Consider the following 19247-nt stretch of genomic DNA (forward strand, 5'->3'; position numbering starts at 1 on the left):
GAGCGCTAGTCCTCCGGCTCGTCGTCATCCTCATCGGGCAGCTCCCAATCCAGGGAATCCAGGGGGTTGCCCGCGGACAAATGCGGATCATCAATAGCAAAGGTCTTGGTCTTCCCCGGGCCCGTGGAGCGCGTCTCAAAACGCACGCTGACCACCCCAGATCCCGTGCCCTGCACCCATCCGTGGCCATACTCGGAATGCACGATGTCCTGGGTGTTATGCCACATCTCGGCGCCCGCTGAGCGAGCGTTCAGCGGCCCCAGCTCGGACTCGTCCGTTTGCGAGGTGATCACCACATCCGGGCCGTGAGCGGGGTTGCTCAGCTCCGGGAACAACAACTCCTGCCGGTCGTCCATCAGCCCGGTCAGGCCCACGCCCACCAGCCGGATCGCGCCGACCTTCTCCGGCCGCGGGAGCACGCGGCGTGCCACCGCCACGATCGTCTCGAAGTCATCGGTGGCGGCGGGCAGCGTGGCAGAGCGCGTGTGGATCTGGAAATCGTTGGTGCGCACCTTCGCGGTGATGGTCCGCGCGGCTCGCCCGTCCTTGAGCAACCGCTTGTGTGCAGCGCGGGCGGCATCTTCCACATAGCCCCACACCTCGGCGGAGGTTCGCACGTCGGTCTCCAGGGTCCGCTCCGCGCTGACCTGCTTGGAACGGGCTCGCGGTGCCACGGGCCGGGGGTCATCGCCCGCGGCCATGCGCTGGATCTCGGCGCCCACTGAGGAGAGTAAGGAGCGGGCGTCGGCAGGATCCATCGCCACAAAATCACCGATCGTGCGTACGCCCACCTCGGCGAGCCTGCCCTGCGCCACGCGCCCGATGCCCCACAGTTCCCCCACGGGGCGCGAGCCGAAAATCTCCAAACGCTCACGCACAGGAACCACTTTGATGCCGTGCGGTTTGCCCAGATCACTGGCCATTTTCGCATCCAGTTTGGTGGCCGCCATGCCCACAGAGGCGGGCAGACCGGTGCGCTCCTCCACCGCCTGCTGCAGTTCCAGGGCCCACTGGTAGGCCTGCTCATCGGTGGCGTCGCGCAGCTGGGTGGGCTCGGCGAAACCCTCGTCCACGCTCAGCTGTTCGATGATTCCCGCCCGTTCCCGCAGTACGTCAAAGATGCGTTGCGATGCGGCCGAGTAAACCGAAAATCTCGGCATCACCACCACTGCCTTGCCGTGGCACATGCGCACCGCTTGGGTGGTGGGCATCGCCGAACGAGCACCAAACACCCGCGCCTCGTAGGAGGCTCCGGCGACCACTCCTCGCCCACTCATGCCGCCGACCAGCACGGGACGTCCGCGCAGCGTGGGCCGGGTCAGTTGCTCCACCGAGGCGAAAAATGCGTCCATGTCGATGTGCGCGACCCACCGTGGTTGAGACTCACCCGTCAGTTCGCTGTCCGTCATTTGCTCTAAGCACTGTCCCCGGCATTACTTTTTTCGCCGGCCTCCGGATCAGCTGCAGCGGACTCCCCCGGCTTGCGCACCGCCACGGCTGCCACCACAGCGGCGATTCCCACCACTTCCACCGCAGTCAGCATCTGCCCCAGCACGATCGCCCCCGCAATCGCCGCCACCAGCGGCAACAGTGCCAGCAGCAGCGCAAAGTACGCCGGACCGGCCATCCTCAGCACCACCTGGTCCAGGCTGTACGGGATCACCGCGCTCAGGGTGCCAAGTCCGATGGCCAGGCCGACGATGAGCATTGGGGCCATCGTCGTATTTATCGACGCCACCCCTGCCTGCTCCGCCGCATACAATCCCAAGCCCAACAATGGAGCGCTGAGCACCGCGGCCCATCCAAAGCCCACGGCCAGGCCAGTGCGTTTGCTGGATTGCTGCGCAGGTTGTTCTGCAAGCTGGCCTGAGAGCTGGAAGTCTTCCTCTGCGCTCAGCCCACCGGTGACCGGCTCGGGTGCCACGGCATCGCGGGAGACCTTGTCCCCCAGCACGATGTAGAACGCCCACAGCACGGCAGCGCCCAGCGCAAACAGCACACCAGACGCAGAACTAGACCACTGCGCCCCAGACAGAGTGAGCACGCCGGTGGCGGCCAGGATCAGGGCGAGCCAGTCCCTGCCGGATCTGCTGCCCAGGGCAGCCACGGCGATGGGACCAAGGAACTCGATGGCCACGGCGGTGCCCATGGGAAGCCGGGCGATGGCCTCGTAAAAGACCATGTTCATGCCCAGCGTCACCAGGCCGAAGAGCCCCGCGAGGCGGCCGGAGGTACTGATGAATTCCGAAAGCTTTGGGCGTAGCAGAACCACCAGGATGACCGCCGCGGCGCTCATCCTCATCCATGCCACGATCGCGGGCGGGAACTGTTCGAACAGGCCCACGGCCAGGGCCGCACCCGCGTACAGGGACGCGCCGGAGGCCACCATGACCCCCGGCGCCGCCCACCGCGAAGCCTTCGAAGAGCTCACTAGCTAAGCTGCACTTCTGCGGTGCAGCCGTCTGCCACGTCGACGGGCAGCTCTTCGCCAATAACGACGTCGAACTTGGTAGCCAGCACCTCATTGGCGATGGTGTCCGAGTGCTCCAATGCCCACTGGTGCTTATCCTCTGGCACGGCCAGGCGCACAGCGATGCGGTCCGTAACCTCAAAACCAGCGTTCTTGCGAGCATCCTGCAGACCGCGGATGCGGTCGGCGGCCCAACCTTCGGCTTCCAGCTCCTCGGTGACGTTGGTGTCCAATACCACCAGGCCGCCGATCGCTGGGCAGTCCGCGGTGTTGTCCGGATCCTGCGCCACGAGCTTGCGGGTGTACTCGTTGTCTTGCAGTTCGATGCCATCGGCGACCACCACGCCGTCCTCGGAGACGGTGTAATTGCCGGACTTCACAGCCTTGATCACGCGTTGGACGTCCTTGCCCAAGCGCGGTCCAGCCGCGCGAGCGTTGACCACAACCTCGAAGGTTCCCACGGAGGCGACGTCGTCAGTCAGCTCTACATCCTTGACATTGACCTCATCCGCGATGATCGAGGTGAAGTCCTGCAGAGCCGAGGCGTTCGGCATAGCCACCGTCAGCTTGGGCAGTGGCAGGCGGTTGCGCAGCTTATGCGCCTTGCGCAGGGAGGACGCAGAAGAGCTGATAGAACGCACCGCGTCCATCGCCTCCACCAGCTGCGGATCCTCCGGCAGAGCCGAAGCATCTGGCCAGTCGGTCAGGTGCACAGAGCGCTCGCCGGTCAGCCCGCGCCAGATCACTTCGGTGGTCATCGGCAGCAGCGGCGAGGCCACGCGGGACAGCGTCTCCAACACGGTGTACAAGGTGTTGAATGCCTCAGGGTGGACGGTATCGCCCTCCCAGAAGCGGTTGCGGGAGCGGCGCACGTACCAGTTGGTCAGCGCGTCACAGAAGGTGCGGATCTCATCCGTGGCGCTAGCCACGTCCGTGGCGTCCAGCGCCGCAGTGGTGTTTTCCACGGCCTCGCGCAGCTTCGCCAGGATGTAGCGGTCCAGCACATTGGTGGAATCCGTGGAGAACTCCGCCGGCTGAGAAGCGTACAGGCGCAAGAAGGAATACGCGTTCCACATCGGCAGCATCGCCTGGCGCACACCTTCGCGGATGCCCTGCTCCGTGACGATCAAGTTGCCACCGCGCAGGATCGGCGAGCTCATGAGGAACCAACGCATGGCATCGGAACCATCGCGGTCAAAGACCTCGTTGACATCCGGGTAGTTGCCCTTGGACTTGGACATCTTCAGCCCGTCATCGCCCAGCACGATGCCGTGAGCCACCACCTTGCGGAATGCAGGGCGGTCGAACAGCGCCACGGACAGCACGTGCAGCAGGTAGAACCAGCCACGGGTCTGACCGATGTACTCCACGATGAAGTCCGCTGGAGCGTGAGTCTCAAACCATTCCTTGTTCTCGAATGGGTAGTGGACCTGCGCAAACGGCATGGATCCGGACTCGAACCAGCAGTCCAGCACCTCGGGAACACGGCGCATGATGGACTGGCCCGTGGGATCGTCCGGGTTCGGACGGGTCAGCTCATCAATGTCCGGACGGTGCAAAGACGCAGGACGGCGGCCGAAGTCGCGCTCCAACTCATCCAGGGAACCATACACATCCACGCGTGGGTACTCGTCGTTATCCGAGACCCACACTGGGATCGGCGAACCCCAGTAGCGGTTACGGGAGATGTTCCAATCGCGGGCGTTTTCCAGCCACTTGCCAAACTGGCCATCGCGGATGTGCTCCGGCAGCCACTCGATCTCATCGTGGTTCAGCTCCACCATCCGGTCGCGGAACTTCGTCACGGCCACGAACCAGGACGGTAGAGCCATGTAGATCAGCGGCTCACCAGAGCGCCACGAGTGCGGGTAGGAGTGCTCGATCGTCTGGTGGCGGACCACCTTTCCGGCTTCCTTGAGGTCCTTGATGATCTCCTTGTTGGCGTCGAAAACAAGGAGGCCTTCGTACTCAGGAACGAGGGAGGTGAACTTGCCGTCCATGTCCACGGGGATGACTACCTCGATGCCGGCGGCGTCGCAGGTGTTCATATCGTCCTCACCGAAGGCCGGGGCCTGGTGGACGATGCCCGTGCCGTCTTCGGTGGTGACGTAGTCCGCACCGAGGATCTGGAACGCGTTGGGGTGATCGCGGAAGTAGCCGAAGATCGGCTCGTAGGTCAGGCCGATCAGCTCTGTGCCGGGGTACTCGCTAACCACAGTATGGTTCTCGCCGAGCTCCTTAGCATACGCGCCCACTAGGTCCTGCGCCAGCAGGAAACGACGGCCAACGAAGCCCTCAGCACCGTCCTCGCCCACCTCGACCTGCACGTAGGTCACGGAAGGGTTGACGGCCAGCGCCAAGTTGGAAGGCAGCGTCCATGGCGTGGTGGTCCATGCCAGCGCGGTCGCGCCTACCAGGTCCGCATTCGCAGATGAGCCGTCCGTGACGCCCGTGATGGGGAACGTCACGGTCAGCGTGGGATCCTGGCGCATCTTGTAAGAATCATCCAGGCGCGTCTCCTGGTTAGACAGCGGCGTGTTCTCCGCCCAGGAGTAGGGCAGCACGCGGAAGCCCTGGTACACCAGGCCCTTATCCCACAGCGCCTTAAACGCCCACATCACAGACTCCATAAAGTCCAGATCCATGGTCTTGTAGCCATTTTCGAAGTCCACCCAGCGAGCCTGACGAGTGACATACGCCTTCCACTCGTCCGCGTAGCGCAGCACGGAAGTGGCGCAGTAATCGTTGAACTTGGCCACGCCCATCTCTTCGATTTCCTGGCGCCCCTTGATGCCCAGCTGCTTCTCCGCCTCCAGCTCCGCTGGCAGGCCATGGCAATCCCAGCCGAATACACGAGCAACCTTCTTGCCGCGCATGGTCTGGTAACGAGGAACGATGTCCTTGACGTAGCCCGTCAGCAAGTGGCCATAGTGTGGCAGGCCGTTGGCGAAGGGTGGGCCGTCGTAAAAGACGTATTCTTCCGCGCCGTCTCGCTGCTCGATGGACTCCGCGAAGGTGTTATCTTGAGCCCAATAATCCAGGACTTCCTGCTCCATCACAGGGAAAGAGGAGGTGCCCTGGGTCATGTCCTTGCGGGGATACGCGCCGCCAGCTGGGGTGTTCATGGTGGTTGAAGATCCTTTGTGTCCGTGTTATTCGTTTCGTCTCACCGTGTCTTCTTTCTCTCGACGCCAGCCTCGGTAAGGCCTGAAGTGTGGCGTCGAAAAGAAGAAAACAGGGACGTGACGGACACGCGGTACCACCCTGGTTGACCGACACCCACGCACCACTTCTGTGCTACACGCACAGACAGGCGCGAATGCCGATCCACTCATCATGCGGCGTATCGTGCCGCGAACCCGCCCGGTTCTACTGAGCGCCCTTCGCTCTCTCGAGAGTGCAAGAGCCACCGTTCTTCCGGTGACGCTCCCCGGTGATTGCCGGATCTACGCGAATAGTGCCGAGTCTACACCCGGTTTTTACGATGCCGGATCCAGTCCACGATGAACAGGACGATTCCGGCTGCCGCGATCACTACGCAGACGATGGCCCAGGCCGTCGATCCGAAGATCAGGGCCACGATCAGGGCGATGAAGCCCAGAACGGAGAGGGCCAGTGCGTAGATGAACATGAACTAGCGGTTGTTGTTCTCTACCTCTGGGGTACCAGCCGGTGCGGCGGTTCCGCGAGAGGTGAGCTCCTCCAGCTGAGACTCCAAGAAGGTCTTGAGGCGGGTGCGGTACTCGCGCTCGTAGGTGCGCAGTTCCTCGATACGAGCCTCAAGGGTGGTCTGCTGCTTCTTGATGGTGTTCATGATCTCAGTGTGCTTGCGCTCTGCATCCTGCTCGAGAGCGTTGGCCTTCTCCTGAGCCTGGCGGATCTGAGCCTCGGACTGAGCGTTGGCATCAGACAGCAGGGTCTTGGAGCGCTGATCTGCATCGGCGAGCTGAGCGTCAGACTTCTGCTTGGCCTCGGCGAGCATCTTCTCGGAACGAGCCTTGGCATCGGCCAGCTGTGCGTCAGCGGTCTTCTTCGCATCTTCCAGGGTCTTGGAGGAGGAAGAGTTGGCCTGATCGACGGTGCGCTTAGCCTCGTTGCGGGCATCTGCCAGCATGGAGGAGGACTCTGCCTTAGCATCGCCGGTGAGGCGGTCTGCCATCTCCTGAGCCAGGGACAGCACGCGGGCAGCCTGCATGTGGGTATCCGCGGTGGCGGTTCCCTGGGGCGCATCACCGGTGGAAGCAGCGGCTGCTGCAGCAGCAGGAACGGCGTTGCCGGACTTGCGGGAATCTGCAGCGTCGGCTTCGGCCTTCTTAGCGCGCTCTTCAGCGGCCTTGGCACGGGACTCTGCGTCCTTGATGCGGGACTCGTACTTGGACTCGAGCTCGCGGCGGACCTTCGCCTCAACCTCGGAGTTAGAAGCAGAATTCTGCTGTGGAGCGCGGCTAGCGTACTCGGCCTCAACGTCCTTGCGGACCTTGGCCTCTACCTCGCGGCGAACGTCGGCTTCCACGTCACGGCGAACGTCAGCCTCAATCTTGCGGCGCAGCTCTGCTTCGTCAACAGCAGGAGCGGCGGCAGCAGCGGTACCTGCGCCGGAGCCATCTTCTACCTTGCGCTGGAGATCCGCATTCTCATCCTGCAGCTCAGCAAGGGTGTCCTCAACGAGGTCGAGGAACTGATCCACCTCGTCCTCGTTGTAGCCTCGCTTGCCAATAGGCGGCTTGCTGAAAGCCACGTTGTGAACGTCAGCTGGAGTCAGTGGCATAGGTTCGTCCCTTCCAAATCGGAATTGCCTCGTTGTGCCAGAGGTTTTAATTTTTATGAAAACTTTTAAGTAGCATAGCAGCGCTCACCATATAAGGCTTAACTACACGTGTAAATTCTACCGTGTCTATTGGCAGATTGTTACAGAGCGAAACAGCGTTTTCTTCCACAGCGCTGAAAAATTCCACGAAAATGTCCGCGCCACCCTGTGAGAGGTAAGGCGCGGACTTTTAAGACTCTGGGTCAGAAAGCGGAACCGCAACGTCGAGGAGCGTCTAGATCAACTAGATCAAGGCCATGAAGATCCGGGACAAGATCTGCAATCCGAAGAACAGCACCAGGATGGACAGATCCAAAGCGATGCCACCCATCCGCAGTGGCGGAATGAGCTTGCGCAAAGCCTTGACCGGCGGATCCGTCACCACGAACACCGGCTCCGCCAGGATGGAGAACCACCGTTGTGGCCGCCAGTTGCGGGAAAAGGATTGGATCATTTCAATGACGATCCGCAGCACCAAAATAAAGGTGTAAAAGCGAATCAGCCAGACTAATAGAAGGAAGAAGGCAGACACGGTGGCTTAGAGTTCCTCAGCCAGCTGCTCCAGCTGGCTTGGCTCGAGGTGCAGGCCCTGTGGAATCAACACGAAGTTGCGCACACCGTTGAGCTTCTTCAACTCGGCATCCACGCCGCGAGCCAAGCCAGCGGCGAAGTCCAGCACGCGACGTGCCTCGCCCTTTTCCATGCCACCCAAGTTGAACACAGTCACGTCGCCAGACTTGATGATTTCCGCGAGGTCACTGCCCTGCGTGTAGGTGCTCAAGGCGATGCGTACCACCTTGGGCTCCTTCGGCTCATCCGCGACAGGATTCGCAGCAGAAGAGCGAGCACCCACGGCAGGCTCATCAAAGCGGCTAGCGCCCGGCGTGCGGGATGCGCCCGAGCCGTACTCGCCGTAGGAGGAGCGAGTGCGGGAAGAGTAACGATCCTCGCGAGCACGAGTGGAAGCGCCGCGGTCCATTGCTGATCGTTCAGCGGCATCTCGGCTTACGGACTCACGACGAGCCCCCGCGCCTTCTTCGCTAAACCCATCGCCAAAGTAGGGATCCTGGTAGTTTTCGACCTCTCCAAAGCCGAAGAACTCCTTGAGTTTTCCGCCTAAACCATCAGACATGGGTGTGGTTCCTTCCCTAAAATTTGTGCCGATATCTGGCTGCACATACATGTGCTGCTTTCGTTGCTACCAGCCACGATACGGCAACTTTTCGTGGTCTAAATTACTGGCCTTGGGCCCATGATGTCCGTTCCGACACGCACCAGCGTTGAGCCCTCGGCAATTGCGATTTCCAAATCGTGACTCATCCCCGCCGAATAGACGGGCGCGCCCAGCACGCGGTCGGAGATTGAATCAAGCAGTTTGCGGCCGGCAGCAAAGACAGCGGCCGCGTCTGTGTCGAGAGGAGGAACGGTCATCAAACCCCGCAGCTCCAGGTGATCGGCGACTGCCACCGCATCGGCCAGGGCGTCGATATCCTCGGCCACTGCTCCCCCGCGTTGTGGGTCGCCGTCTGCACTGAACTGCAGCAAGACGGGCAGCGCGCCCTCCCGGTCACCGCGGGCGATCGCCAGCGTGGCGCCTCTTTCGAAGCCTTCCACCAGCTTCCGGGAATCCACGGTGTGCACGGCTGCAGCCCACCGCGCCACCGAGTTGGCCTTCTTGGACTGCACTTGCCCCACCATGTGAATCTCGGGGGTTCCTTGCAGCACCTCCGCTTTGGCACGCGCTTCCTGTTCGCGGTTCTCCCCCACGGCACCCACGCCGAATCCGGCGAGAGCCTGCACGTCTTCCACAGGGTGAAACTTGGTGATGGGCAGCAGGTCTGCCCCACCGGCGATCGCGATGCGTTGCCGAACGTCCCGGAGCCGGTGCGCCAATTCCTCGGCGCGCGTACCTTGTGCGTCCATTCGGTGTTCTCGCTCCTTCATCTGGGGACTTCGGTGTTTCTTTATTCCCGACGCCATACTCGCCGCGCCGAAAACTTCGAGCCATGGCTCTACGGCATCCAGGTGATGCCGGCTTGGCGACCGGTCACACCCTCACGACGGTAAGAGAAAAAATTCTTGTCTTCTACCGTGCAGCGCGGGTCGGCGTCGATCAAACGAACGCCGAGGCCGAGCAGCTGGCGGGTGAGGCCGGCCCGGATATCCACACCACTTGTCCCTTGGGCTGTGGTGGTTCGTGAGCCTGGCAGCTTGGACTCCACATCTGCTGCCATGGAATCGGGGACCTCGTAGTTGGTGCCGCTGGCAGCGGCACCCATCAAGGCATGGATCTGTGCGGGAATGGCTCCCAGCTCTTCCATGCGGGCGATGGTTCTGCGCACCACTCCATTGCGAGCACCCATCCGGCCAGCGTGCACCGCGGCGATCACTCCGGCGGATTCGTCCGAGAGCAACAGCGGCACGCAATCGGCGGTTAGCACCGCCAGAGCCACTCCGGGGACGGTGGTGACCAACGCATCCGTGGCCTCGATGGGACCGGCGCCCACCATGTCCGCGGTCACTTCCGTGACGTTGGGGGAATGGATCTGTTCCATGTAGACCACGCGCTCGGCGGGCAGGCCGATGATGTCTGCCAGCCGTTCGCGGTTCTGCGCTACTGCCCGGGGATCATCTTTGACGTGATCGCCCAGGTTGAAGGAGGAATACGGACCTGCAGAAAACCCGCCGTGCCGGTTGGTGAATACCTTGCGGACAGTGGGCTGTTCTGACTGAATGCTCACGTGATTCCTGATCTATCGGAAGTCTGGGAGATCCAGATCGTCTTCATCGTCCTGCGCGGCAAAGCGCTGGTCAGATGCGTAGCGATCGTTCGAGTAGCGATCCTCACCTCGGGAGGTGAACAGGCCACCGTTGCTCTGGCCGGGGTAGCCATCGCCACGTGGGACATCCGAGCGAGTGCGCTGCGCGAAGCTACTTGATGGGCGAGACTCCTGCTGGCCGTAGCCGCCCTGTGCGTGGCGAGACTGCTCAGCAGGCTGCTCCACTGCGTGCTGCGGCAGCGGGGATACGGAAGGCTGAGCTGGCTCTTCGCCACCGAAGATGGTCGCGCTCTGCGTTGGTGCGGCGGATGGGCGCTGCTGGCCGTTGCGCTGATCGCGGGAATCTGCGGATGGGGAATCGTCGAAGCCGGTGGCGATGACGGTCACGCGGACCTCGTCTCCCAGCTGGTCGTCGATGATGGTGCCGAAGATGATGTTGGCATCCTCGTCTGCCAGATCCTCCACCAGAGTTGCAGCCTGGGAAACCTCCATGAGGCCCAGGTCAGAGCCACCAGCGAAGGAAAGCAGCACGCCCTTGGCGCCCTTCATGGTGGACTCCAGCAGTGGGGAGTTGATGGCAGATTCGGTGGCCTTGATCGCACGGCTCTCGCCGCGCGCAGTACCGATGCCCATCAGTGCGGAGCCGGCGTCCGTCATGACGGAGCGCACGTCGGCGAAGTCCACGTTGATCACACCTGGGGTGGTGATCAGCTTGGTGATTCCTTCCACACCGGAGAGCAGAACCTCATCGGCCTTGCGGAAAGCTTCCATCATGGACAGCTCTTCGTCGCTCATGCGCAGCAGAGAGTCGTTTGGAATAACGATCAACGTATCGCACACGTCGCGCAGCTCGTCGATGCCGGACAGAGCTTGCTTGCCACGGCGACGACCCTCGAAGGTGAAGGGACGAGTCACTACGCCGACGGTCAGTGCGTTCTGCTTCTTGGCGATGTTGGCCACTACGGGAGCCGCACCGGTGCCGGTGCCGCCGCCCTCGCCAGCGGTCACAAACACCATGTCTGCGCCGGAGAGGATCTCCTCGATCTGGTCCTTGTGATCCTCAGCGGACTTGCGTCCGACATCCGGGTTAGCGCCCGCGCCGAGGCCACGGGTTTCTTCGCGGCCGATGTCCAGCTTGACGTCTGCATCGGTGAGCATGAGCGCCTGCGCGTCCGTGTTGATCGCGATGAATTCAACGCCCTGGAGCTTCTCATCGATCATGCGGTTGACAGCGTTGACGCCGCCGCCGCCGACACCAACCACCTTGATCTCGGCTAGGTGGTTTCCTGGAGTGGTCATATCCTGTGCTCCGCCTTTCTTGACGTCCCTGTGACGTGAACCTCTCGGGGCTCGAGGAGGTCGTCGGTGACTGTGACTGTGTGGTCTTTGTTGGTCTGTAGCGATCCGGTTTTGGAGTCCGATCTTGCTAACCATCATGACTGCCACGCGTGTCATTTACGCGCACATTTTTAGTTGCGTGTCGTAGGTCTAAAGTTCTACTTTAACTATCAAGAGCCGGGATGGCGGGGTTCGAAACGTTCCATTCCGCGCCGTCACGCAGCAGAACCACGCGCGTGGCCTCCGCCTTTTCCCGCGCCCTATCGGCCGAACCCCAGAACACTGTCCGATCTTCGCGGAAGTGCAGTTCGATGCTCTCCGCATTCTTGACGGACATGTATTCCAATTGCTCGCGAACCTGTGGCTGCAGTGCCACCACGGCCTGGGCCGCTGCTTCGATGGCTGCCGCATCGTCGGCCTTGACGTTGCGGAACTCCACGGCACCTTCGGGTTGCGCGCCGCTGAGGAAGACCTGCCCGTGCTCATTGACAGCCAGGGGCGTGCCTTTGTCCTTGACATAACCCACGGGCTGGTGCTCGGAGACGTCGACCGTGATCGTCGACGGCCACGAACGGGACACCGTAACCTTTTCCACCCACGGGACGGAAGCCACGTTCTTCGCCGCCGCAGCGGAATCTACACGCAGCATGTTCTCGCCCACGGAAATACCCGTGGCTTCAGCAACCTGTGCGGTATCCGCATTCGTGGCGCCGTGCACCTCGATGTTCTTCACCTTCACTAGCGGGATGAAGTACACGCAGATGCCCGCGATCGCGAGCAGCACCACCAGCGCCGCGATGAGCGCGGGAAGCCTGCGACGAGAGTTCTTCTTCATGGTCTATTCCCCCGCTGCGTCTGCATCCTGCAGCGCCAGCAGAATTTCATCGGCCAGCATCGTCACCGTGCCCGCGCCGATGGTCAGCACCATGTCTCCGCTGTTCGCACGCTCCACCACATCCTGCGGCACCGCGTTGAACACCGGCTGATAGTCCCACGTGCCATCGATGTGCTCGCCAATGATTCGGGAATCCACGCCTTCTACGGGGTCTTCCCGAGCGCCGAAGATCTCCATCAGGATCACTTCATCCGCCAGCGAGAGCGCTTCGCCGAACTCGCGCGCGAAGGTCATGGTTCGGGAGTACAGGTGTGGCTGGAACACTGCGATGATTTTGCCCAATCCGGTGGCCACCACGCGCTCGCGGGCAGCGGTCAGCACTGCGGTGATCTCCGTGGGGTGGTGTGCGTAATCGTCATAGACCTGCACGCCGGCTGCTTCGCCGTGGTAGTCGAAGCGGCGTCGAACACCATCGAAATCACCGATTCCCTCCGCCAGCTTGGCAACGTCCGCACCCAACAACGCACCACCCAGCAGCGCCGACGTGGCGTTGAGGACCATGTGCGCGCCCGGAATACGAACCTGCAGTTCGATGCGCTGATCCTCCAGAGCAGGGAGCGTGATGCTGGCGTGGGTGCCCTGTGGGGTGATCGTCATATTTTCGACGACAGCGCCCGCCGGAATTTCTGGGTGTGCATCGATGGCCTCACGCGTGCCATAACCCCACACGGTGATGGGGTGTGGCTCACCCGCTTCTCCACGATCTTCCGCCCATTGACCCGAGGCCACGTACGTACCCAACTGCGCTGCGCCGGGATCATCCACGCAGACCACCAGTGCCCCGCCGGGCTGAACGCGCTGGGCGAAGTCCACGAAGACCTGTCGGTATGCCTCTTCCGTGCCGAAGTAATCCAGGTGGTCTGGCTCCACGTTGGTAATGACAGCCACCATTGGGGAGTAGGACAGGAAGGATCCGTCGGATTCATCTGCCTCCGCGACGAGAATATCTCCAGTGCCGTGGTGCGCATTGGTACCCGCACGGTTGAGCTGACCGCCGATGGCGAAGGAGGGATCAGTACCCGCGGCCTGCAGAGCAGCGACGGCCATGGACGTCGTAGACGTTTTGCCGTGCGTTCCCGCCAGCAGCAGCGCGCGCCGATCTTCCATCAGCAGCGCTAGGACGTCCGAGCGGCGCAGTACAGGGATGCCTAGCTCGCGTGCGCCCTGAAGTTCCGGGTTGTCCTGCGGGATCGCCGCGAAGGAAGTGACCACCACCGTAGGCTTGTCCCCAAGCAAATCCAGGTTCTCCGCCGCGTGTCCAATCGCCACCTTCGCTCCGGCACTGGTTAAGGCCAGGATGCTGCGCGAATCCTTCATGTCGGAACCACTGACCTGGTGTCCGCGCGCCAGCAAGATACGGGCGATGCCGGACATGCCTGCTCCGCCGATGCCCACCATGTGGACACGGGAAAGATCAGCTGCGGGAAGTGTCATGGAAGAACACGGCCTTTCGAAGACGAAGAGTTGTGATTGAAGAATTATGAAATTGTGGTGCGCTTGGGCTTCCACCGGGCAGCGGTGACACGGGTCGGCTCACTACCCGAGTCGCCGACTACTTTGCGCCCATAGCCGCCGCATCCACCAGCTTCTGCGCGATGTTGTGCGCAGCATCCCGGTGACCCGCTTGGGCAGCGGCAGCGGAGGCTTCCGCCAAGCGCTGCGGATCGCGCAAGACAGGAACTACTTCTCGCGCCACTCGCTGCGCAGAAAGTTCCGCGTCCGGCACAATCACCCCGCCACCAGCCGCAACGACCGGGCGCGCATTGAGCTCTTGTTCGCCATTTCCATGTGGCAGAGGCACATAGACGGCAGGCAGCCCCACCGCGGAAGCTTCTGCCACGGTCATCGCTCCGGAGCGGCACAGCACCATGTCCGCGGCCGCGTAAGCCAAGTCCATCCGATCGATGTACGGCACGGCGACATACGCTGGTCCACCACTGGACGTGACGTCAAAAGAATTCTTCTTGCCGTAGGCGTGCAGCACGCCCACGCGACTATCGGCCAGGATCTGCTGCGCTTCTGCCATCGCGTTGTTGATGGATTGGGCGCCCTGAGAACCCCCGGTGACCAGCAGCAGAGGCGCGTCCTGATCCACACCGAAGAACTCGCGGGCCTCCTCGCGGATTGCTCCGCGGTCCAGCTCCAGCACGGACTCCTTGACAGGGATGCCGATGATTTCCGCATCCAACCCAGAGCCCTCTACTGCGGCCAGCGCGGTGCCACCGAGCTTCACGCCCAGCTTGTTCGCCACCCCAGCCCGAGCATTTGCCTCATGCACGAAGAACGGAATGCCCAGGGTCTTGGCAGCCAAATACGCGGGGGCGGAAACGTATCCGCCGAAGCCAATCAGCACATCCGCCTGGACGTCCTTGAGCACCTTCTTGGTCTCCGTGATGGCCTTACGCAGGCGCAAAGGCAACGTCAGTGCGTCTTTGTTCGGCTTACGGGGAACGGGCACTGGCGGAATCATCCGCAGGTCAAAGCCACGGGCAGGCACCAGCACGCTCTCCAGCCCGCGTGGAGTTCCCAGCGCGGTGATTCGTGCGTCTGGCACCAACCGGCGTACTGCTTCAGCGACCGCCAATGCGGGCTCGATGTGGCCCGCCGTTCCACCGCCTGCAACAACCACAGACAGCGTTGAACTCGCATCGTTGTTCCGAGTCTCGCTCATAGGGTTTTAGCGCCTCCTTGAGTCCGGGCGATTGCTTCGTCGAGCCTGTGTGGTCCGCGGCATTCCTTCGCGCGCCGCCCGCTCGGAGCGAGTTTCGCGCACGGGGGGAAGCGAACCGTGTCTGCGACCATCGTAGTCGCGTTCGTGGAACTCGGCACCGACCCTTCGGCGAGACTCCTCCAGCCGATCGCGCTCGCGTCGAGCATCCTGACCCACTCGGCCCGCGCCCCCGCGTTGACGGGTGACAGGTTCACCGAACTGCTGGGTGGTGTTTCGGTGATCCTGGCGGCGTTCCGCACCAGCGATCACTGGCAGAGGCTCGGGGAGCATGAGGATCCGGTCGATCAAAGGACGGCCCTCGTGCTGCATCGACGAGACCGTTTCTGGCTCGTGGCGAGCGCAGTTGGCCAACAGTCCCATGGCGATCAGCGTGATCACCGCAGAGGTACCACCGGCGGAGATCAACGGCAGCTGGATACCGGTCACAGGCAGCAGGCCCACCACGTAGCCGATGTTGATCATCGCCTGCACCACCACACCCAAAGTCAGGGTGGCAGACAGCATGCGCATGAACGGATCGGTGTGCTTTAGCGCCGTACGGATTCCGAACCAACCCAGCAGACCGAACAGCACCACCACCAGGATGGCACCTAAGAAGCCCAGCTCCTCGCCCACCACAGCGAAGATGAAGTCATTGGTGGCCTCCGGTAGGTAGAACCACTTAGCGCGGGATTGGCCCAAGCCCAGGCCGGTGAAACCGCCGTCGGAAAGAGAAAGAATGCCCTGATGGGACTGATAGGCAGAACCTTGTGTGGACGAATCAGAGAAGTTCAAAAACAGCGCGTCTATCCACGTGGTGATGCGGGCGGAACGATACGCCTGCAAGGCGATGGCCCCCATACCAACCAAAAAGATGATTCCAAGCGCGCCCAAGAATGCGCGCTGGTTTGCGCCTGCGAAGAACACCAGCGCGAGCATGACGATGCCCACCAAGAGCATCATGCCCAGATCCTTCTGCAACATGACCAGGAGCATGAATACTCCGCCGGCCGCAAACAACGGTCCCAGTGCCTGATTCACGGTGTTGTACTTGGCAATGCCGTGCGCCGCCACCGAGGAACCAAACACGGCGAGAGCTAGCTTGGCCGCCTCCGAGGGCTGGATGCCCACGCCGGCGAAACGAATCCACGAGTTGGAACCCACTTCGTCGCCGCCCACACCCACGCCAGGAACGAGCACCGCAATCAGCAATATGAAAGCAAGCCCCATGAGATATGGCGAGAGCTTACGCATCCGCTGCGGCGAAATGCGCAGCGCAAACCACATCGCAATCAAACCGACTACCACGATGGCAGCCTGGCGGAAAAACTCCGTGTACACGCTGCCACCGCTGGCGCGCGAGTTCACCATCGACGAGCTCAGCACCATGACCAAGCCCAGCCCGGTCAGCAGCATGGTCACGGTGAGAATCACCATGTAGTTGAGTTGCGGCTTCGAGAGCACTTCCTGTACGCGGCTGCCCAGTGTCTTCCAGACCCGCGCTGACTCGTTCCGTTCCGCGTTGTTCGACAGCTGCTTCTGGGCAGCTTGGGGGCGGCGTGCGCGGGAGTTCTTCTCCGGCATCCGGGTGCTCATCACTGGCCACCTTCCATGGCGAACTGTGCGAATAGATCCCCGCGTTGGCTCATGCCTGTGTACATATCCAGCGATGCTGCTGCGGGGGCAAGAATGACGTTATCGCCCTCAGCCGCGAACGAGAGTGCATGACTCACTACGGAGCGCATTGCCTCTTCCGGATCGGTCTCGTCGACGAGGCTGACGGGCACCTCTGGAGCGAGTTCGGCAAGAGCATTAGCAATACGTTGGCGGTCCGTGCCCAGCACAACCGCTGCCTTGAGGCTGGATGCCACATCGCGAATCAATGGCTCGATGGCTGCTCCCTTGAGCTGACCGCCAGCGATCCACACCACGTTGCTCTGGCCCTTCAGGGCAGCCGCGGCGGCATGGGGGTTGGTGGCCTTGGAGTTATCGATCCACTGCGCTCCCGCGGTGGTGGCCACTACCTGTCCCCGGTGGGCTTGGACGCGGAAGGAACTCAGAGCCTCGGCGATGCTTCTGGGATGAACTCCCACGCTGCGCGCCATCGCGGCGGCGGCTGCAGCATCGGCCAATCCGGCGGGCCCCGGAGGGGAAATGCCTTCGGCGCTGGCCAGCACGATCTCCTCATCGAGTTCAACCACCTTTCCATCCCGGATGCCCACGTTGTGCTCGGCCTGCAGAACATCGTGGGTTTCGCCCGCGCTAAACAGGCGCGCGGTAGCCCACGGGCGCTCAGCTTCAGTGGGCCACAGACGCTCGATAGTTTTCAGCACTTCTGCCTCGGCGGAAGGAATCACTGCAGTGTCGGCGCGGAATACCCGTGCCTTCGCATCCGCGTATCCCGCGTAGCTTCCGTGCCAATCTAGGTGGTCGTCTGCGAGGTTCAGCACGCAGCCCACGTGAGGATGGAACGACGGCGCCCAGTGCAATTGGAAGCTGGAAACCTCAGCGACTAGGACGTTCGCCCGCGGTTCGCCGCGCAAGTCTGCGGTGAGCGCGATTCCCGGAGGCGTGCCGATATTGCCCACCGCCACGGCTGCTTGACCATCCGCCACCAGCATGGCGGTGAGCATGGCGGTGGTGGTGGTCTTGCCGTTCGTGCCGGTGATGGCCACCCACGTGCGGGACGGGCCGAAGGCCTCCGCCTGATCAGCCAACCACGCGGCCTCAATATCCCCGATCACGGGAATACCGGCCTCTTGAGCTTCCACGAGCAGTGAGGAATCCGGACGCCAGCCGGGGGACGTGATGACCAGTCCGGGCACGGGAGAATCCTCAGACTCGCCTCGTAGCACGCTGCGGGCTTGCTCCACCGCAACGTAGGTTTCCGCGGCGTGCGCTGGGGTCTCCATGGTCAGTAAGGCAGATTCGGTCACGTTGTCGTCGGCAATAACGATCGAGGGCGCCTCGAGGTGCCGCAACATCGTCAGCACTCCCCGACCAGCTACCCCGGCGCCTGCCACCAACACACCGCGAGAATCCAGCATGCGGCTCAGTGCCTCGGCTGGGGAAAGTGTCTGCTGAGTCATGGTCAGTCGCCTCACTAACGTGCTGTGGTGTGGTGTGCGGGGATTCGGTGAAAACTTAGAAACCGGTGGTGGTCAGCCACTCGCCGTAGAACAGCGCAAAACCGCTGATTGCAGCCAATGCCGCGATCAACCAGAAACGCACCACCACGGTGGTCTCCGCCCAACCACCATTTTCGAAGTGGTGGTGGATCGGAGCCATGCGGAACACGCGCTTGCCGGTGGCCTTGAAGGATCCCACCTGGATCACCACGCTGGCGGCCTCCGCCACGAAGATGCAACCGATGATGATCATCAACAACTCGGTGTGCGTGGTCACGGACAAGCCCGCCACCAACCCACCCAGCGCCAAGGATCCAGTATCGCCCATAAAGATCTTCGCGGGAGCGGCGTTCCACCAGAGGAAGCCCAAGCAGGCGCCCAAAGCGGCCGAAGCCAAAATCGCCAGATCCAGGGGGTCGCGCACGGAGTAGCAGCCCACGGACGCGCCATAAGAACACGAGTTACGGAACTGCCAGAAAGTGATCAGCACGTAGGCGCCCATCACGATGGCCGTCACGCCGGAAGCCAAGCCATCCAAACCATCGGTGAGATTCACGGCATTCGACCACGCGGAGATCACCAGGTAGATGAACACCATGAACAACGCGCCGCCCAGGATGGCACCGCCGATGGCGATGTTGAAGGTGGAGATATCACGGATGAAGGACAGGTTGGTGCTGGCGGGCGTCAAACCACGTGCGTCCGGGAACTGCAGAACCAGCACGCTGAAAATCACTGCGATGGCCAACTGGCAAATCAACTTGGCCTTGGCGTTCAAACCCAAGTTCCGGCCTTTGACCAGCTTGATGTAATCATCGGCAAAGCCCACGGCTCCAAGGGACAGGGTCAGACCCAGCACGATCCACCCGGATGCACCAGGACCGGCACCCGAAGTGAGCAGTCCAGCTACCGCAGCAGCGAGGAATCCCAACACTAAACCGGCGATGATGGCGATGCCGCCCATCGTCGGCGTGCCCCGCTTCTTCAAGTGCGACTGGGGGCCATCCTCGCGGATCTCCTGGCCCAAGCCCTCCGCGGAAAACTTCTTGATGAGAACGGGAGTGAAAAACACGGTGACCAGAAACGCCACCGCGCCTCCAATAAAGATCTGCATCATGG

16 protein-coding genes are annotated in these 19247 nt (G+C 62.2%); all 16 read right to left on the bottom strand.

Features of this window, described 5'->3' with window-relative positions:
- Window positions 1-5: 5 nt before the first annotated feature.
- The gene (locus tag CS919_RS07900; protein WP_099298946.1) at window positions 6-1409 is read right to left on the bottom strand and encodes a DNA polymerase IV; all 1404 of its coding nucleotides are present in this window, start codon (window positions 1407-1409) and stop codon (window positions 6-8) included.
- Between the two features lie 5 nt (window positions 1410-1414).
- The gene (locus CS919_RS07905) at window positions 1415-2389 is read right to left on the bottom strand and encodes an EamA family transporter (protein ID WP_234990879.1); all 975 of its coding nucleotides are present in this window, start codon (window positions 2387-2389) and stop codon (window positions 1415-1417) included.
- A 41-nt stretch (window positions 2390-2430) separates the two neighbouring features.
- Window positions 2431-5595, bottom strand: coding sequence for an isoleucine--tRNA ligase (gene ileS, locus CS919_RS07910; protein ID WP_099298947.1), 3165 nt, complete (start codon window positions 5593-5595; stop codon window positions 2431-2433).
- A 341-nt stretch (window positions 5596-5936) separates the two neighbouring features.
- Window positions 5937-6101, bottom strand: coding sequence for a hypothetical protein (locus CS919_RS10780; RefSeq protein WP_200818364.1), 165 nt, complete (start codon window positions 6099-6101; stop codon window positions 5937-5939).
- A 3-nt stretch (window positions 6102-6104) separates the two neighbouring features.
- Window positions 6105-7238 (bottom strand): DivIVA domain-containing protein, encoded by a 1134-nt coding sequence (locus CS919_RS07915; RefSeq protein ID WP_099298948.1) that lies wholly within the window; start codon window positions 7236-7238, stop codon window positions 6105-6107.
- 283 nt (window positions 7239-7521) lie between these two features.
- Window positions 7522-7809: a YggT family protein gene (locus tag CS919_RS07920; RefSeq protein ID WP_099298949.1), complete on the bottom strand. Its 288-nt coding sequence runs from the start codon at window positions 7807-7809 to the stop codon at window positions 7522-7524.
- A gap of 6 nt (window positions 7810-7815) precedes the next feature.
- On the bottom strand, window positions 7816-8409 hold the full coding sequence (locus CS919_RS07925) for a cell division protein SepF (protein WP_099298950.1): 594 nt from the start codon (window positions 8407-8409) through the stop codon (window positions 7816-7818).
- A 98-nt stretch (window positions 8410-8507) separates the two neighbouring features.
- On the bottom strand, window positions 8508-9200 hold the full coding sequence (locus CS919_RS07930) for a YggS family pyridoxal phosphate-dependent enzyme (protein WP_234990870.1): 693 nt from the start codon (window positions 9198-9200) through the stop codon (window positions 8508-8510).
- Between the two features lie 89 nt (window positions 9201-9289).
- Window positions 9290-10012, bottom strand: a complete 723-nt coding sequence (gene pgeF, locus CS919_RS07935; RefSeq protein WP_099299065.1) for a peptidoglycan editing factor PgeF — start codon at window positions 10010-10012, stop codon at window positions 9290-9292.
- A gap of 18 nt (window positions 10013-10030) precedes the next feature.
- Entirely contained in the window at window positions 10031-11356 is a 1326-nt protein-coding gene (gene ftsZ, locus CS919_RS07940; RefSeq protein WP_099298952.1) for a cell division protein FtsZ, read from the bottom strand.
- Window positions 11357-11558: 202 nt separating this feature from the next.
- A complete protein-coding gene (locus CS919_RS07945) occupies window positions 11559-12230 on the bottom strand; it encodes a cell division protein FtsQ/DivIB (protein WP_099298953.1) in 672 nt (223 codons plus the stop codon).
- 3 nt (window positions 12231-12233) lie between these two features.
- Window positions 12234-13724, bottom strand: a complete 1491-nt coding sequence (gene murC, locus CS919_RS07950; RefSeq protein WP_099298954.1) for a UDP-N-acetylmuramate--L-alanine ligase — start codon at window positions 13722-13724, stop codon at window positions 12234-12236.
- A 118-nt stretch (window positions 13725-13842) separates the two neighbouring features.
- Window positions 13843-14961, bottom strand: coding sequence for an undecaprenyldiphospho-muramoylpentapeptide beta-N-acetylglucosaminyltransferase (murG, locus tag CS919_RS07955; protein WP_099298955.1), 1119 nt, complete (start codon window positions 14959-14961; stop codon window positions 13843-13845).
- Between the two features lie 6 nt (window positions 14962-14967).
- Window positions 14968-16596 carry a putative lipid II flippase FtsW gene (gene ftsW, locus CS919_RS07960; RefSeq protein WP_099298956.1) on the bottom strand — a complete coding sequence of 543 codons (1629 nt, stop codon included), beginning with the start codon at window positions 16594-16596 and terminating at the stop codon, window positions 14968-14970.
- Window positions 16596-18089, bottom strand: coding sequence for a UDP-N-acetylmuramoyl-L-alanine--D-glutamate ligase (gene murD / locus CS919_RS07965; protein WP_099298957.1), 1494 nt, complete (start codon window positions 18087-18089; stop codon window positions 16596-16598). The genes ftsW and murD overlap by 1 nt, the downstream gene beginning before the upstream one ends.
- Before the next feature lie 55 nt (window positions 18090-18144).
- Window positions 18145-19245, bottom strand: coding sequence for a phospho-N-acetylmuramoyl-pentapeptide-transferase (gene mraY / locus CS919_RS07970; protein ID WP_099298958.1), 1101 nt, complete (start codon window positions 19243-19245; stop codon window positions 18145-18147).
- Between the last annotated feature and the right edge of the window lie 2 nt (window positions 19246-19247).

The sequence above is a fragment of the Corynebacterium dentalis genome, assembly GCF_900232865.1.
Taxonomy (GTDB): domain Bacteria; phylum Actinomycetota; class Actinomycetes; order Mycobacteriales; family Mycobacteriaceae; genus Corynebacterium; species Corynebacterium dentalis.